Below are 14,901 nucleotides of genomic sequence, written 5' to 3'. Positions count from 1 at the left end.
CCTACGTCCTGAGCGGCCGGCACGACCCCACCGCCCTCACCGGATCCGCCGCCCAGGCCCTTCCGGAGGCCCTGCCGAAGGCCCGCTTCGAGGAGTTCGCCGGCGCCTCCCACGCCGTCTTCCTCACCAGCGACTGCGCCCGCGGGAAGATCGCCGCCTTCGTGGCCGACCCGGCCGCCGCACCGGCCGCGCCCTGCGCGGACGCCACGGCCCGGCCGGACGACCTGCACGTCACGGGAGCCCCATACCTGATCTCCCGCTTCCCCTGGCTGGCCGCCCCCTTCGCGGCCTTCGCGCTCGCCTCCCTGGTCCAGCTCGTCTCCGGGGCACTGAGAGGCCGGGCGCTCGCGGCCTACGGCGGCCTGTCGGGCGTCGCCTTCACCGGGATCGTGGCCCAGTCCGCGCACACCCTCGCCGTCGCGAACGGCACCGCGCTGGCCGTCGGTGTCCCCGGCACCACGGTCGCGTACACGTCGATCGCGGTGGCGTCGGCCCTGCTGACGGCCGTGGCGCTGCTGCGTGACCGCGGGTGGCCGCAGGTCGCCGCGACCGTCATCGGCGCCGGATTCCTCATATGGTGGTACACCTGGTTCCTCTGACGCGCGTCCGTGAACTCGACGCTCTCCGCGGCTTCGCGGTGGGCGGAATCATGCTGGTCAACACCTGGCAGCACAGCACGAAGCAGCAGACCGGCGTCGACTGGACCGTCGAAGCGCTGTTCCAGAGCCGGTTCTACCCGATCTTCTCGTTGCTGTTCGGCATCAGCTTCCTGCTGTTCCTGCGCGGCAACAGCCGGTGGGCGCTGCTGAGCAGGCTGTTCTGGCTGTTCTGCTTCGGACTCGTGCAGCGCACCTTCTACGAGGGCGAGGTGCTGACCGACTACGCCTTCTACGGGGCGGTGGTGCTGCTGCCCGCCTCGTTCCTGGCCCCCGGCCTGCCGGTGCTGCTGCTCGGGCTGGGAGCCCTGGTGTGGGCGGTGGCCGTCGGCGGCGGGGCCCTGCTCATCCCCGGCCTGTTCCTGGTCGGCATGGCGCTGTGGCAGCTGCGTCCGCCGCGATGGCTGCTGCTCCCGTCGTTCGCGGTCGCCGCTGCGGCCACCGTCCTGCTGACGGCCGCGTGGTCGGCCACGCACACCTGGTCGACCTACAGCGTGGCCGCGCTGGCGGGCGCGGCGGCGTACTCGCTGGGGCTGCTGCTCGTGCTGGGGCCGTGGTCGGCGGCGGTGCTGGAGCCGCTGGGGCGGATGGCGCTGACCAACTACGTCTCCGGCACCGCGATCATCATTCTGGCGGGCCCGCTGGTCGACGCCGACACCACCCGCTGGTCGGTGGTGGGTCTGACGGTGGTGACCGTGGCCGCGCAGGTGCTGCTGAGCCGGTGGTGGCTGGCGAGGTTCAGGTACGGGCCGCTCGAATGGGCATGGCGGTGCCTCACCTGGTTTCGGCGGGTGCCCAACCGGCTAGAGTCTGGCCGTGACCAGAATCGCCCTCTGCCAGATCCCGGTCTCCCCTGACCCGCAGGCCAACCTCGAAAGGGTGCGGCAGGCGCTCGCCCGAGCCGAGGGCGCCGACCTAGCGATCTTCCCCGAAGCCACGCTCACCCGCTACGGCAGGCGCATCACGAGCCTGGCCGAGCCGCTCGACGGGCCGTTCGTCTCGGGCCTGGCCGGGGCGGCCAAGGAGCACGGGCTCGCGGTGGTCGCCGGCGTGTTCGAGCCGGGCGAGCAGCGTGTGCACAACACGGCCGTGGCCGTCGACGCCGAGGGCACGGTGCGGGCGGCGTACCGGAAGATCCACCTGTTCGACTCGTTCGGCGCCAAGGAGTCCGACCTGGTCGAGCCGGGCGCCGAGCCGGTGGTCGTCGAACTGGCCGGGGTGCGGGTCGGGCTGATCACCTGCTACGACGTCCGTTTCCCCGAGCTGGCCAGGGCGCTGGTCGACCAGGGCACAGAGCTGTTCGCGGTGATCGCGGCGTGGGGGTCAGGCCCGCTCAAGGAGGACCACTGGGTGACCTTGGTGAGGGCTCGGGCGCTGGAGAACACCACGTGGACCGCGGCCGTCGGCCAGGCGCCCAACCCGGCCGAGGCGTCCGACGGCTACGGTGTGGGCCGCAGCATGCTGGTCGACCCGCTGGGCGTGGTGCGCGCCGACCTCGGCACCGCGCCCGGCGTGCAGATCGTGGAGATCGACCACGAGCAGACCGCCGCCGCCCGCGCCACCCTGCCGTGCCTGGAACATCGCGTCTTCCGGGGTCAACAGATCGTAAAGTAGGAGCGTGAGCGGAACGCAGATGCAAAAGGTTGTCCCGCCGCGTCTGCTCGTGCCATATCTGTCGGGCAAGCGCACGGTCATTTCCGGCTATGTCTACCGGGTGCAGGATTGCGTCAGGTTGACCACACCGGAGGCGCTCTACTATGGGCTCGATTTGTCGTTCGATGGATCGGAACTGTTCGCCGAGGTGCCCGAGATCTACGTCATGCGCTGGTGCGCCCGCGACATCGACACCTACGCGGTGCCGTACGGGCCGCACATGGGGGGCGATTGGAGCGACGCTCCCCCCTTCGCCGGCAATGGGTTCACGACCTCGTCGGAGCACGTGGTGCCGCAGTTCCACACCGTTCCGATGCCGATCCCGGCCGGGGCGGAGATCATTCGCGTCACGGCCGAGGGCGAGCGGACCTTCGCCCACTACGACGGGCTGACCTGGCGGCCCGCCGCATGAGCGACGAGACCGTGCCGATCGCCTCCGGCTTCGTGGCCCGCTTCGGCGAGCGCACCCTGCCCGCCGCCCTCGGCCCCGACAGCGACCAGGTGGTGTTGTTCAGCGAGACGGAGCTCGACGGGTTCGAGCCGGCCTCCGGCTACTGGCGGCGGGTCGTGCCCAGGGCGCAGCTGGAGTGGCTGGTGCTGATCCGCACGGTGGGGGCGTTCGGCGGCGAGCCGTGCATCGTGCTCGACGAGGACGACGACGGCCTGCACATCGCCTACACCGGGCACAGCGGGATGAAGGCGGAGGCGCTGGGCTACTGGATGGTCGACCACGGCGCCTACGAGGTCGTGGTGCCCCGCGAGGAGGTCCTCTCGATCCGGGTCGAACGCGTCCCGGTGCCGTAGGCGCTAACCGGCGGGGGTGCCGAGGCGGCGGTAGCGGGCCTGGCGGGCGGCGAACCGGTCGGCCGGGGTCGATCGCAGCAGCAGCGCGATCTCGTGCTCCAGGGCCCGCCCCACTCGTTCGCAGAAGTCCCGAGGCTCGTACGCGGCGTCGGGCAGCTCGGGGATGACCCGGTCGACGATGCCGTCGCGCCGCAGGTCGGTGGCGCGGATGTGCTGCGCCTGGGCGATCTCGGGGGCGAAGTCGACCGAGCGGTAGAGGATGGCCGAGGCGCCCTCGGGCGGCAGCGGCGACAACCAGGCGTGCTGCGCGCAGAGCACCCGGTCGGCGGGCAGCAGCGCCAGCGCCGCCCCGCCCGCGCCCTCACCGAGCAGCAGGCACACGGTGGGCGCGTCGAGCATGACCAGCTCGGCCAGGCAGCGGGCGATCTCGGCGGCCAGGCCGCCCTCCTCGGCCGACTTCGACAGGTCGGCGCCTGCCGTGTCGACGACGGTCACCAGGGGCAGGGCCAGCTCGGCCGCCAGCCGCATGCCGCGTCTGGCAGCGCGCAGCCCCGCCGGGCCCAGCGGCGAGTTGGCGCGCTGGAAGCGGCGGTCCTGGCCGAGCACCACCGCCGGCGCGGTGCCGAACCTGGCCAGCGCCAGCAGCAGCCCCGGTTCGTTCTCGCCCTCGCCGGTGCCGCTGAGCGGGGTCACGTCGGTGGCGGCGAGCTTGAGCAGCGTGCGCACGCCGGGCCGGTCGTCGCGGCGCGAGCGGGTGATCGCCTCCCACGCCTCCACGGGACGCAGGTCCTCCTCGGGAGGAGGACCTGCCACGACGGCGGAACTGTCGGCGGCGAGCACGGCGAGCGCCCTGATCGCGACCTCCCGCGCGTCCTCCGCCGACACCACCGCGTCGAGGAGCCCTTTGCGGTGCAGGTTCTCCGACACCTGCACGCCCTCGGGAAAGGGGTAGCCGTGCAGCGACTCGAACACCCTCGGCCCCATGAACCCGATCAGCGCCTCCGGCTCGGCCGCCGCGACGTGCCCCAGCGACGCCCACGACGCGAAGACCCCGCCGGTCGTCGGGTGCCGCAGGTAGACCAGGTAGGCCAGGCCGGCGGCGCGATGCGCCTGGATCGCGGCGGTGATCTTCACCATCTGCACGAACGCGACCGCTCCCTCCTGCATCCGCGTGCCGCCCGAGGCCGGCGCGGACAGCAGCGGCAGCCCCTCGCGGGTGGCCCGCTCGACCGCGCTCACGAACCGCTCGGCCGCCGCCACCCCGATGGAGCCCGCCATGAACGAGAACTCGCAGGCCGCGATCGCGACCCTGCGCCCGTCGAGCCGTCCTTCGCCGGTGATCACGGCCTCGTCGTAGCCGGACTTGACCCGGGCCGCGGCCAGCTCGTCGGCGTAGGAGGAGCCGGGCGGCGCCGGATCGGCTGGCGGCGCGTCCCACGATGTCCACGAGCCCTTGTCGAGGACCGTGTCGATCAGTGTGCGCGCGTCCGGACGGCTCACTATCACTCCCTAGAAGTCGGACATCCTTGCAATGGTGACGCATGAGAGCGCCGTCCGGTGCCGCGGGTGGGGAATCATCGTTCGCGCTCCCGCAGCCAGGCGAGCACGGAGTCGTTGTCCTGGCCGAGCGTGGGCGGCGCGCTGTGCTCCGCTCCGGTCAGCCCGTCGAAGCGCAACGGCGGCCCCGGCAGCTCGATCTTCCCGAGCACCGGATGCTCGACCTCGACGACGAGGCCCTGCGAGCGGGTCTGCTCCCAGGCGTAGACCTCGTCGATCGACCTGATCGCGCCCGCCGGCACGCCGGCATCGGCCAGCCTGGCCAGCCAGTGGGCGCGGTCGTGGGCGGCCAGGGCCCGTTCCATGTCGGCGATCAGCTCGTCGCGGTGGGCGAACCGCTCCCTGTTGGTGGTGTAGCGAGGATCGGCGGGATCGATGCCGAGCAGAGCGGCGACCTTCTTCCACTGGCCGTCGTTGGCGGCGGCGATCTGCAGCATGCCGTCGGAGCAGCGGAAGGTGCCGTAGGGGGCGATGGAGGCGTGGTGGTTGCCGCCGGCGGCGGGCACCTTGCCGCCGACCGTCCACGCGGTGCCGTGGTAGGCGTGCACGCCGGTAACGGCGGCCAGCAGCGATGTGCGCACGACCCGGCCCTTGCCGGTGCGCTCGCGCTCGTAGAGTGCCCCGGCCACGCCGTAGGCGCCGTGGATGCCGGCCAGCAGGTCGGCGATGGACGCGCCGACGCGGTAGGGCTCGTCGGGTGAGGGGCCGGTCAGCGACATCAGGCCGCCCTCGCCCTGGGCGATCCCGTCGTAGCCGGGGCGGCCGCCTTCGGGGCCGTCGTGGCCGAACCCGGTGATGGACAGGATGACGAGGCGGGGGTTGAGCTCGTGGAGGCGCTCGGCGGAGAATCCGAGGCGGTCGAGCACGCCGGTGCGGAAGTTCTCCACGAGGACGTCGCTCTGGCGGACGAGGCGCTCGATGAGCTCCTTGCCCTCCGCGGACTTGAGGTCGACGGTGATGGACTGCTTGTTGCGGTTGGCCGCCAGGAAATAGGTCGAGATATCGTGATCCGGCCCGGCGAACGGCGGGCCCCAGCCCCGCGACTCGTCACCGCCGTCCGGATGCTCGACCTTGATCACCCTGGCGCCCAGGTCACCCAGCATCTGCGCGGCGTGCGGCCCGGCCAGGGCCCTGGACAGATCGAGCACGACGATGTCGCCGAGGGGTCCCAGCAAGATCAACCTCCTACATGCGCTCCAAGGGCGAAAGAACATTCTCTCAGGCATGAGCCCCCTCTCCTCTACCCTGGTCCGATGAATCCGCCGGCCGATCACATCGGGAAGCTGCCCCCGTCGTGCGGGCCCGTCCGGCTGGTGGCCGTGGACGGGCCGGCCGGATCCGGCAAGACGACGTTCGCGCGGCGGCTCGCCGCCGGCCTCGGGTGCCAGGTGATCCACAGCGACGACTTCCCCGTGCCGTGGGACGACGGGCCAGGCGGCTGGTTCCACGCGCTGGAGTCGCAGGTGATCGAGCCGCTGCGGCACGGCCGCCCCGGAGGTTTCCGCAGGTACGACTGGGTGCGGGGCGAATACGCCGAGCAGGTGGGCGTGCCCGTCGCGCCGGTGCTCGTCATCGAGGGGGCCGGCGCGGCCAGGGCCTCGGTGGCGGAGCTGCTGGCGTACACCGTCTGGGTGGAGGCTCCAGAGGCGGTGCGGCTGGCGCGCGTCCTGCAGCGGGACGGGCCCGAGCTGGAGCCCCGGTGGCGTACGTGGTTCGCGGCCGAGCGGACGTGGTTCGCCGAGGACCGCACGCGGGAGCGCGCCGACCTGATCGTCCGGACGGGGTGAGGGCGGCGGGCGAGGTCGCGGGTCTCTGGGGTCGGGCCGCTCCGAGCGGGGCGAGGCCTCGGACGTCGAGGCCGGGCGGGCGAGGGCGTGGTGTCAGGGGGTCAGGTGGGCGACGTCGTTGAAGCGTACGAGCTCGAAACGTTCGCCGCCGGTGCGCCAGACCGACACGGAGGCGTTGAGCACCGGCGCGAACTCCAGCACGGCCGCGAGCCGCGCGTCGGTGTCGCCGGCGATGACATGGCGCAGCCCCAGCACCACGGAGTCGTGGGCGACGATCAGCACCCGCCGCCCGCCGGCCCGCCGCCGCAGGTCGGCGAGGAGGTCACGGAGCCGGCCGACGACGTCGGCCAGTGACTCTCCCCCGGGCGGGCGGTAGGCGCAGGCGCCTTCGGCCTCTCGCCGCGCCCGCTCCCCGGGGAAACGTTCCTCGGCCGCGACCGGGTTGTAGCGGGCGAACTCGCCCATCTCCTGGTCCCTGAGCCGTTCGTCCACGGTGACGGGGAGCGGGCGGACGCCCCAGGTGTCCTGGGCGATCCGCCACGTGTCGAGGGCGCGCAGGTAGGGCGAGCACCACACCAGTTCGGGCGCCTCGCCGCCGGGCAGGGCGGCGAGCAGGCGCCCGAGCGCCGCGGCCTGCGCCCTGCCCTGCTCGGTCAACGTCACCTCGTCGTCGCCCCGCTCGTAGACCAGCGGCGTGTCGCCGGCCAGCCGGTAGGCGAGGTTGGCCTCGCTCTCCCCGTGCCGGACGGCGATGATCACTGATGGGCTCACGCCGCCATCCTGCCACGGAGCCATGGGCAAATTACGGTCAAGACCGTTATGAACAAACGGGGAGGCCGTACGTGCGCCTCATCACCTTGCCCCACAGGAAACCCTCATGGGACGCGAGATTGGTGTCCGGCCGTACCTGGGTGACGGTGTCCCAGGGGTAGGTCCTGGTGCTTGACGGCCCTGACTGTCCGCCCGGTGGCCGGGTCCACCCAGAACAGCGTGTCCGAAGTCACCAGGGCATGGCGTACCGGATTGATCCGGGGACGATGGCGTCCACGCTCATCGCCCGCCCGATCCCGAACCTCCTCCTCGGCCCTGACGGGCACCTCTGCCTGTCGCGCTTCGAGAACTTCTCCACCTATCGCATCCGCTGATCCGTGAGCCGGAACAGGCGCGGCCCTTCGGCGAAGTAGACGTCTCCCGACCCGTGCACCGCGAGCTGGTGCACGGGTCCCTCCTTCAGCACGGCGTGCCGGCCGGTGCGCGGGTCGAGGGAGAAGACGTACTGGCCGGCGTGGGCGCCGTACAGTGTGCGGTCACGCCGGTTGAAGGAGAGCTGCCCGCTCGCGCTCTCGCTGTCCGACAGCGTGACCCGTTCGACCACCTTGCGGGCGGCCGGGTTGACGGCGAACACCTCGCCGCCGGCGATCCCCCACAGCCGGCCCCGGTCGTCGAACGTCAGCGCGGGGACGGCCGGCTTGCCCGGCGCGGGGACGATCTCCCACAGCACCCGGTCGTCCTTCACCGACCAGGCGAACAGCTTGGCCTCGGGCTGGGTCGGCGGCGTGGCCGACTGGCCGCTGTAGATGGAGGTGCCGCCGTAGAGCACGCCGTCGCGGTAGGCGAGCGAGACGATGCTCTGATCCTTGATCACGTTGCGCCGGGAGTGCTTGAGCTCGCCGGTCTCCGGGTCCCAGATCGCCAGCACTCCGCCCAGGTGGCCGAGGTCGGGCATGGTGCCCGCGGCGAGGTAGCGGCCCGCCGACGTCAGCGCCCGCGGCCTGATCTGCTTCTCCGCGGCCAGGTCGAACAGGCGTGCCGGGTTGTCGGCCGGGCCGGGCTCGGGGCTCGGGGAGTATTCCGGGCTGTTCCACGGCAGTTCCGGGTCGTAGGCGTAGACCCGGGCCTCGGGGTAGGCGCCGACGTACAGCGTGCCGTCGTGCGTGGTCATGTCCTCGCTCTGCGAGAACGTGTGGAACTCGGCCCGTTTTCCCGTCTTGGGGTCGAGAGCGGCGAAACCGCCGTTGAGGAAGCCGCCGGCGTACATGCGGCCGTCGGGGCCTTCCGAGAGCGCCGTCACGTCGATCGGCTCGCCCTGGACCTCCGTCTGCGCGAACGACGTCGCGCCGGTCTGCGGGTTGTAACGGAACATCAGGCCGCGCCAGAGGAGACCCACGACGCTCTTGCCCGGATAGTCCGGCAGGCCCAGCTCGGCCCAGCCGATGCCGCGGGTGTTGGCGACGCGGCCCGTGATCGACATGCCCGTGCCCGTCGTCTCCTTCGTCCTGGGGTCGTAGCGGACGAGTTCGCCGTCCTTGACGAGGTAGACCGCGCCGTCGTCGTCGGGCGGCGAGACGTCCAGGCCGTGGGCGGGGTCCAGGGTGTCGCTCCAGCGGCCGGCGGCGATGTCCCACACGTGGAGCGGGCCGGGGCTCGCGCCGCCGAAGCGCACGTACAGGTGGCCGGCGGCGACGTTCACGTCGTAGGCCCACTTGCCCGCCGGGTCGAGGCCGTCGGGCAGGGGGAGCTGCCTCGACGTGCCGGAGGCGGCGTCGACCTCGAAGATCGCGGCGGGGTCCTCGGTGCCCGCGTAGATCTTCCCGTCGGCGTAGGAGACGCTGCGGACGTAGGAGTGGGCGGCCGAGAGCCTGCCGTAGTCGCGTACGCCGGTCGCGGGATCGTAGGCGAACAGGCGGCCTCCCGGGGAGGTGCCGCCGTAGACGGTGGCGCCCTCGCCGGCCGCGACGGTCCAGACGAAGTTCTCCGAGGGCAGGGGGCGGCCGAGGTCCTGCACGCCACCCTGGTCAGTCCAGCGGTAGAGCCGTCCGTCGCCGTACGTGCCGACGTAGACGCTGCCGTCCTGGGCGGCGTCCACGGCCCAGGAGCCTTCCGCGCCCGGCAGGTCGTACCTGGCCACCTCGGCCCCGGTGGCCGGGTCGACGGCGTTGAGATGGGCGGGGCTGCCGGAGGACGCGCCCCACAGGACGGTCCTGCCGCCGGGGCCGGGCGCCACCACGCCGCCGATCAGCAGCACGTCCTCCAGGGGCACGCCGAGGTCCTCGGTACGGCGCTGCGCCGCGCCGGCGGGGGCGGCGGCCAGCGTCACGAGGACGGCCGCCACCGCGGCGGCCAGCATTCTCCTCATTAAGGTCATGACCGAAACCTAGAGATTGCGCTCGTATAGCGTCAATACCTTAATTACGGTTAAGGTCCTAATTCGCGATGCCGGTGTGCCGCAGCACCTTGGCGAAGGCCTGCGCGATGTCGGCCGCGGCGGCCGGGTCCTCCATGAGCATCGACTGACGCACCCACACCACGGTGCCGGCCGCATCGGCCGTGACGGGACACGACTCGACGCGGGCGCCCTCCCCGGTGAGCGCGGACATGGTGCCGAGCGGCGGGTAACCGGCGTCCAGCGGCACACCTTCGGCGGCCATGGCCTCCAGCAGGAACGCGCGGTCCACGCCGGCGTCGAGGCGCAGCATGAGGAGGTGACGCGAGTCGCGGGTGGTGCCCTCCGTCGCGGGCACCACGGCGACCCCGGGGACGGCGGCCAGCTCGCGTCCGAGAGCGGCGCAGAAGGTGTTCCTGCGGTCGATCTCGTCGTCGAGCCGGTCCAGCCAGGGCAGCAGCACTGCCGCCTGGAGCTCGGTGAGGCGCAGGTTCCAGCCGACGGACGGGTGGCCGTACCACTGCCCGCCCAACGCGCGGCCGAGGTTGCAGACCGACCAGACGCGCTCGTACGCGGACTCGTCGCGGCAGACGATCAGGCCGCCCTCCCCCGCGGTCATCGCCTTGCTCGCCTGGAAGCTGTAGACGCCCGCGTCGCCCAGGCCGCCGACCGGACGGTCCTTGTACGTCGCGCCGTGCGCCTGGGCGGCGTCCTCGACGACCGCGAGGCCGTGGCGGGTGGCCAGGTCGTTCAGCGCGTCCATGGCCGCGGGGCTGCCCGCCAGGTGCACGGGCATGAGCGCGGCCGTCCTGCCGGTCAGCGCGGCCCGCACCGCGTCCGGCGACAGGTGCAGGTCCACGGGGTCGACGTCGGCGATCACGGGGGTCGCGCCGGCCAGCAGCACCGCGGTGGCCGAGGCCACGAACGTGTACGCCGGCACGATCACCTCGTCCCCCTTGCCGACGCCCAGGCCGCGCAGCGCCGCGAACAGCCCCAGCGTGGCGTTGGCGACGGCGACGCCGTGCCGGACGCCGGAGCGGCGGGCGAACGCGGCGGTCAGGTCCGCGACCACGGAGCCGCCCTGCGTGGCGCCCCAGAGGCCGCTCTCCAGCACCTCGGTCACCAGTTCGCGCTGGGCGGGGTCGACGGGCGGCGGCCAGGCCGGCCAGGGCGCCGTCCTGACGGGGGCGCCTCCGTGAATGGCGAGTGTCACGCTGGGTGTCCCTTCTCCGGAGGGCCGGGCAGATCGGGGAGGCGCAGATCGGGGAGGGGAAGGCCGAGGAGGGGAAGGCCGAGGAGGCGGGCCAGGTTGCCGCCCTGGATGAGAGTGCGGTCGGCGTCGGTGAGCGGGGCCAGCGCGACGCGGCCGTAGCCCGTACGCAGGTCGAGGAAACACGCGTCCGAGCCGAACAGCACCCGCTCCGCCCCCGCGAGCGCGGCCAGCCTGGCGATCCAGCGGCCGGTCATCTTCGAGCCGCACGTCTCCAGGAACACGTTGGGGTGATCGGCCACGAGCCGGGCCGCGCGGCCGAACCCGTACGGCCAGAGCCCGGTGTGTCCCATGATCAGCGGCACGTGCGGATGCCGGGCGGCGACGGCGGCGAACTGGACCGGGTCGCTCCACGGCGAGTCCGTCTGGCCGTGCGCCAGGACCGGCAGACCGCAGCGCCAGACCGGCTCGTACGAAGGGTCGTCGAGGCGGCACTGGTGCACGTCGGGGTGGAGTTTGACGCCCCACACGCCGGGCGTGCCCACGCTGGGGAGCGGCGTGCGGTGGTGCGGGTTGTAGACCTGCCACACCCCGAACCTGCCGGAGGAACCTGCGGCGATCTCCATGGCCGCCGCGTTGCCGCGCACCGCGTCGGGGCCGACGGCGAGCAGATGGCTGATGCCCATCGCGGCGACGCCGATCCGGTCCATCGCGGCCAGGAGGTGCTCGGCGGCGGGATGCGGGATGAGGAAGTCCGGCCAGGTCCCCACGTGGCCGTGGGCGTCGAGGATCACACCATCGCCTCCAGTGAGCCGGCGGCGATCCGTTCGACGTCCTCGGCGGGCAGGTCGAGGTGGTCGAGCAGGAAGCGCGGGCCGCAGTCGTCGGCGACGGGCGCGCCGGTGCCGAACACCAGCCTCCCCGCCCCGTACCGCCCGGACAGCCATTCGACGCCGCCCTGGGTGTTGACGGTGCCGATCTCGGCCCACACGTTCGGCGCCTCGTCCATCAGCTCGGCCAGCGCGCGCAGCCGGCGGTAACCGGGGTTGAGCACGAGGAGGCGCTGAGCGGGCAGGCGCTCGGCGAGGTGGCGGAGCTGGGCGGGCGAGGTCTCCTCCAGGTCGATCGCGGCGGGCAGGCCGAGCGCGGACAGACTGCGCAGCGTGGCCGGGCCCGTGAGGTCGAACCGGTGGCGTTCCGGGCACAACCTGACCATCCGCACACCGGGCGGCTCCTCCCCCGTCTCCCCCGGCACCACGACGGGCACGGGGACGAGCCGGGGGTCGTCGAGCGCGAGCAGGGCCTCGTTGCCCGCCGCGGCGTCGGAGTAGAGGCTGAGCGTGTGGGTGACGAAGGCCCGGTCGATGCCGAGCCGGTCCATCTCGCCCGTGGGGTCCTCGGGGAGGTCGTCGAACGGCACGGGACCAATGAGCCGGTGTGCATCAATCACAAATTTCGGCACAGACCGAAACTAGCCCGGCCGTGAAGTGACGGTCAAGGGCCCACTGTGCGACCCACGCCCGGCCAAGGGGTTTCACCTCTTGCTCATCCCGACCGAACGTACCTTTCTGCCTCGAATCCGGCAATGCCATAATGACCGGCATGCCGATTGAGGACGGGCCCGAAAAGCAAGGGTCCGCCACGCCCTTCGACGCGTGGCGGCTGGTGGGCGAGCTCGAGGTGACGCTCGACGTGGACGCGCTGCTCGGCGCGTACCCGGACCGCGACGGGCCGCCCGGCACGACCGAGGCCGTGCTGGAGACGCTGGCCGCGCACCGCGTACGAGCGGCGGCGGTGGCGCACCTGCGGGCGGCGCTGTTCGACACGCGCACGGGCAACGACGAGGTGCTGGCCCTGGCCGCGCGCCCCGGGATCGTCCCCGTCGGAGCCGTGGACCTGCGCGACCCGATCGGCGCGGCCCGCGAGCTGGAGCGGCTGGCGTCGGCGGGGGCGCGGGCCGTCCGGCTCTTCCCCGACGAGCAGGGCGTCGACGCGGCCTTCCCGTCCGTCCGGCACGTCGCCCGCCGGGCGGCACGGCTCGGCCTGGTGGTGCTCACCGGCGGTGACGTGCGCAGGTTCTGGCAGCCCTTCAGCGGGATCGAGGCCAGGGTGGTTTTCCTCGACACGCACTTCTACCACCTGGGTGACTTCCTGGTCGCCGCCGCGGACGAGCCCGGCTTCCACACCTCCACCCGCCTGCTCAACTCCCCCGACGCGCTGGAGACGGTCGCCGCGGAGCTCGGCGCCGACCGCCTGCTGTACGGCTCACGCGCACCCCACTACGAGCCCCTCGTCCCCCTCCTCCGCCTGGCGACCAGCGGCCTGGGACCCGCGGAGATCGCCGCGGTGGCCGGCGGCAACGCGACGAGGCTGCTCACCGCAACGCCGAGGAGGTCCGCGCGGTGATCATCGATGTACACGCCCACTGGGGCCCGTGGTTCTTCACCATGGACGTCGCCGGCTCGGCCCTGGCCACCATGGACCGCTACGGCATCGACCGGGCGATCGTCTCCGCCACCGAGGCCGTGACCTACGACGCCCCCGCGGGCAACCGCGCCCTGGCCGCCTACCTGGAGACGCAGGACCGCCTGCTCGGCTACGTCACGGTCAACCCGCGGCGGCTGCGCGAGGCGGAGGCGGACCTGCGCGCGTACCTGCCGGGAGGAAGGTTCGTCGGCGTCAAGATCCACACCGACTACACGGGCTCGCCGGCCGGCTCGGCGCGGTTGCGTGAGGCGCTGACGCTGGTCGCCGGGACGGGCCGCCCGGCGCTCGTGCACACGTGGGGCGCCTCGGTGCTCGACCTGGCCGAGGTCTGCCTGGACATCCCCGGCCTGCGGGTGATCGCCGGGCACATGGGGGCCGACGGGTTCCGGCACGCCATCGAGGCCGCGGACGCCTGCGACCGCCTCTACCTGGAGCCCTGCTGGTCGCACGCCCCGGCGGGCCGCATCGCGGAGGTGGTGGCCGGGGTGGACCCGGCCCGGTTCCTGTTCGGCACCGACGCGACCCTGATCGACCCGGCGTCGGCCTTCGGGGCGGTGGCCGCCGCCGGCCTGCCCAGGGAGACGGCCGAGCGGATCGCCTGGCGCAACGCCACCGCCCTCTTCCGGCTCTGACCGTACGAGCCCGGCGGGCTCACCCGGCGACCGCCCCGGCCCGCTCCTCCGCCGGGCCGAAGTCCTGGGCCAGCAGGTCGCGGCGTTCCCGCTCCGGCAGGCCGGGACCGTAGGGGTCGCAGGCATGGAGGGCAGGGATACGGCCCTCGGCGGCGGCCAGCCAGAGCATGCGCTGCACGTACCCCTCCATGGGCTCGGTGAAGGTGGCGGCGGCCAGCCGGTCGAGACGGTCCGAGGCCCGCTCGAACGCGCGCAGGTCCGGCTCGCGGAAGGCGCGCATCACCTCGGCCGTCACCCCGACGGCGGCGGCCGCGACGCCCACCAGCGCGGCCTCGGCCCCCCACAGCAGCGAGGGGCCGAACATGCGGTCCTCCCCCGTGATCGCCAGCCGGCCGGACTCGCGGGCGAGCGCGATCGCCCGCTGGCAGCCCATGGCGTCGGACAGCAGCGCGGTCTTGAGCCCGGCCACGCCGGGGTGCCGCAGGATCTCCCGCATGACGTCCGGCGGGCAGGGCCGCGTGTAGAGGTCGAAGGCGACCATCGGCAGGCGGGCGGCCCGCCACACCTGCTCGTGCAGCGCGGCTCTGTCGCCTTCCGACGGGAACACGAGCACGCCGTCCGCGCCGAGGTCCGCGGCCGCCCGCGCCTGCTCGGCCGCGTCGCAGGGCCCGCCGCCCACGCCGACCAGCACGGGGACGTCCAGGGCCGCGGCGCACTCGACGACGGCGGCGCGCTCGGCGGGGGCGAGGAACGGCCCGCGGCCGGTGTGGGCGAGCACGGCCAGGCCGGTGGCACCGTCGGCCACCAGGCCGGAGAGATACCGCGCCACCACGTCGAGGTCGATCTCGCCCGGCCCGGTCATCGGGGTCGCGGCGGCGGCGATCAGGGTGCCGCGCAGCCGGTCGCGCAACTCGGCCGCGCGGGGGTCGATATCAACCATTCGCACAGCTTA

17 protein-coding genes are annotated in these 14,901 nt (G+C 73.1%); 9 read left to right on the top strand and 8 right to left on the bottom strand.

Features of this window, described 5'->3' with window-relative positions; genetic code table 11:
- From GUY59_RS31170 to GUY59_RS31150, 5 genes are all read left to right on the top strand, one after another.
- Positions 1-599, top strand: a 599-nt coding sequence (locus tag GUY59_RS31170) for a hypothetical protein (RefSeq protein ID WP_201761551.1), incomplete at its 5' end; no start/stop codon positions are given.
- Complete coding sequence (locus GUY59_RS31165; RefSeq protein ID WP_138203604.1) at positions 575-1,513, top strand: DUF418 domain-containing protein; 939 nt, start codon at positions 575-577, stop codon at positions 1,511-1,513. The genes GUY59_RS31170 and GUY59_RS31165, both read left to right, overlap by 25 nt.
- The gene (locus GUY59_RS31160; protein ID WP_171055488.1) at positions 1,473-2,270 is read left to right on the top strand and encodes a carbon-nitrogen hydrolase family protein; all 798 of its coding nucleotides are present in this window, start codon (positions 1,473-1,475) and stop codon (positions 2,268-2,270) included. The genes GUY59_RS31165 and GUY59_RS31160 overlap by 41 nt, the downstream gene beginning before the upstream one ends.
- A gap of 4 nt (positions 2,271-2,274) precedes the next feature.
- Positions 2,275-2,721: a hypothetical protein gene (locus GUY59_RS31155; protein WP_252375074.1), complete on the top strand. Its 447-nt coding sequence runs from the start codon at positions 2,275-2,277 to the stop codon at positions 2,719-2,721.
- On the top strand, positions 2,718-3,113 hold the full coding sequence (locus GUY59_RS31150; RefSeq protein WP_138203600.1) for a hypothetical protein: 396 nt from the start codon (positions 2,718-2,720) through the stop codon (positions 3,111-3,113). The genes GUY59_RS31155 and GUY59_RS31150 overlap by 4 nt, the downstream gene beginning before the upstream one ends.
- A gap of 3 nt (positions 3,114-3,116) precedes the next feature.
- On the opposite strand, the gene GUY59_RS31145 is transcribed toward GUY59_RS31150, so the two are convergent.
- Both GUY59_RS31145 and GUY59_RS31140 read right to left on the bottom strand, forming a co-directional pair.
- A complete protein-coding gene (locus tag GUY59_RS31145; protein WP_138203598.1) occupies positions 3,117-4,613 on the bottom strand; it encodes a carboxyl transferase domain-containing protein in 1,497 nt (498 codons plus the stop codon).
- 74 nt (positions 4,614-4,687) lie between these two features.
- Positions 4,688-5,884, bottom strand: a complete 1,197-nt coding sequence (locus tag GUY59_RS31140; RefSeq protein ID WP_171055490.1) for a CoA transferase — start codon at positions 5,882-5,884, stop codon at positions 4,688-4,690.
- Between the two features lie 39 nt (positions 5,885-5,923).
- Here GUY59_RS31140 and GUY59_RS31135 point away from each other — a divergent pair, with 39 nt between their 5' ends.
- Positions 5,924-6,457: a uridine kinase family protein gene (locus tag GUY59_RS31135; RefSeq protein WP_138203594.1), complete on the top strand. Its 534-nt coding sequence runs from the start codon at positions 5,924-5,926 to the stop codon at positions 6,455-6,457.
- A gap of 93 nt (positions 6,458-6,550) precedes the next feature.
- Here the strand turns inward: GUY59_RS31135 and GUY59_RS31130 are convergent, their stop codons facing one another.
- Positions 6,551-7,228, bottom strand: a complete 678-nt coding sequence (locus GUY59_RS31130) for a histidine phosphatase family protein (RefSeq protein ID WP_201761550.1) — start codon at positions 7,226-7,228, stop codon at positions 6,551-6,553.
- 239 nt (positions 7,229-7,467) lie between these two features.
- Between GUY59_RS31130 and GUY59_RS50175 the strand changes: the two genes are divergently transcribed.
- On the top strand, positions 7,468-7,602 hold the full coding sequence (locus tag GUY59_RS50175) for a hypothetical protein (protein WP_269128947.1): 135 nt from the start codon (positions 7,468-7,470) through the stop codon (positions 7,600-7,602).
- Here GUY59_RS50175 and GUY59_RS31125 read toward each other — a convergent pair.
- The 4 genes from GUY59_RS31125 to GUY59_RS31110 are packed head-to-tail and all read right to left on the bottom strand — an operon-like array spanning position 7,587 to position 12,250.
- Entirely contained in the window at positions 7,587-9,602 is a 2,016-nt protein-coding gene (locus GUY59_RS31125) for a PQQ-binding-like beta-propeller repeat protein (RefSeq protein ID WP_138203590.1), read from the bottom strand. The genes GUY59_RS50175 and GUY59_RS31125 overlap by 16 nt on opposite strands.
- 58 nt (positions 9,603-9,660) lie before the next feature.
- On the bottom strand, positions 9,661-10,833 hold the full coding sequence (locus tag GUY59_RS31120) for a DegT/DnrJ/EryC1/StrS family aminotransferase (protein ID WP_138203588.1): 1,173 nt from the start codon (positions 10,831-10,833) through the stop codon (positions 9,661-9,663).
- Entirely contained in the window at positions 10,830-11,624 is a 795-nt protein-coding gene (locus GUY59_RS31115; protein WP_138203586.1) for an amidohydrolase family protein, read from the bottom strand. The genes GUY59_RS31120 and GUY59_RS31115 overlap by 4 nt, the downstream gene beginning before the upstream one ends.
- Positions 11,621-12,250, bottom strand: a complete 630-nt coding sequence (locus GUY59_RS31110) for an amidohydrolase family protein (RefSeq protein ID WP_138203584.1) — start codon at positions 12,248-12,250, stop codon at positions 11,621-11,623. The genes GUY59_RS31115 and GUY59_RS31110 overlap by 4 nt, the downstream gene beginning before the upstream one ends.
- 182 nt (positions 12,251-12,432) lie before the next feature.
- On the opposite strand from GUY59_RS31110, the gene GUY59_RS31105 reads away from it, so the two are divergent.
- Together GUY59_RS31105 and GUY59_RS31100 are read left to right on the top strand one after the other, a co-directional pair.
- On the top strand, positions 12,433-13,236 hold the full coding sequence (locus GUY59_RS31105) for an amidohydrolase family protein (RefSeq protein WP_138203582.1): 804 nt from the start codon (positions 12,433-12,435) through the stop codon (positions 13,234-13,236).
- Positions 13,233-13,949 (top strand): amidohydrolase family protein, encoded by a 717-nt coding sequence (locus tag GUY59_RS31100; RefSeq protein ID WP_138203580.1) that lies wholly within the window; start codon positions 13,233-13,235, stop codon positions 13,947-13,949. The genes GUY59_RS31105 and GUY59_RS31100 overlap by 4 nt, the downstream gene beginning before the upstream one ends.
- A gap of 19 nt (positions 13,950-13,968) precedes the next feature.
- Here GUY59_RS31100 and GUY59_RS31095 read toward each other — a convergent pair whose 3' ends face one another.
- A complete protein-coding gene (locus tag GUY59_RS31095) occupies positions 13,969-14,889 on the bottom strand; it encodes a dihydrodipicolinate synthase family protein (RefSeq protein WP_138203578.1) in 921 nt (306 codons plus the stop codon).
- Between the last annotated feature and the right edge of the window lie 12 nt (positions 14,890-14,901).

Source organism: Nonomuraea sp. K271, from assembly GCF_009908215.1.
GTDB lineage: Bacteria > Actinomycetota > Actinomycetes > Streptosporangiales > Streptosporangiaceae > Nonomuraea > Nonomuraea longispora.
Note: the sequence above shows the minus strand (reverse complement) of the source record. Positions and strands in the feature narration are given on the sequence as shown.

Bases quoted from the DNA above. Each gene is read 5' to 3' on its own strand.
- GUY59_RS31105 (WP_138203582.1), top strand. From the start codon at position 12,433: ATGCCGATTGAGGACGGGCCCGAAAAGCAAGGGTCCGCCACGCCCTTC.
- GUY59_RS31150 (WP_138203600.1), top strand. From the start codon at position 2,718: ATGAGCGACGAGACCGTGCCGATCGCCTCCGGCTTCGTGGCCCGCTTC.
- GUY59_RS31125 (WP_138203590.1), bottom strand. From the start codon at position 9,602: ATGACCTTAATGAGGAGAATGCTGGCCGCCGCGGTGGCGGCCGTCCTC.
- GUY59_RS50175 (WP_269128947.1), top strand. From the start codon at position 7,468: ATGGCGTACCGGATTGATCCGGGGACGATGGCGTCCACGCTCATCGCC.
- GUY59_RS31095 (WP_138203578.1), bottom strand. From the start codon at position 14,889: ATGGTTGATATCGACCCCCGCGCGGCCGAGTTGCGCGACCGGCTGCGC.
- GUY59_RS31135 (WP_138203594.1), top strand. From the start codon at position 5,924: ATGAATCCGCCGGCCGATCACATCGGGAAGCTGCCCCCGTCGTGCGGG.
- GUY59_RS31140 (WP_171055490.1), bottom strand. From the start codon at position 5,884: ATGTTCTTTCGCCCTTGGAGCGCATGTAGGAGGTTGATCTTGCTGGGA.
- GUY59_RS31165 (WP_138203604.1), top strand. From the start codon at position 575: ATGGTGGTACACCTGGTTCCTCTGACGCGCGTCCGTGAACTCGACGCT.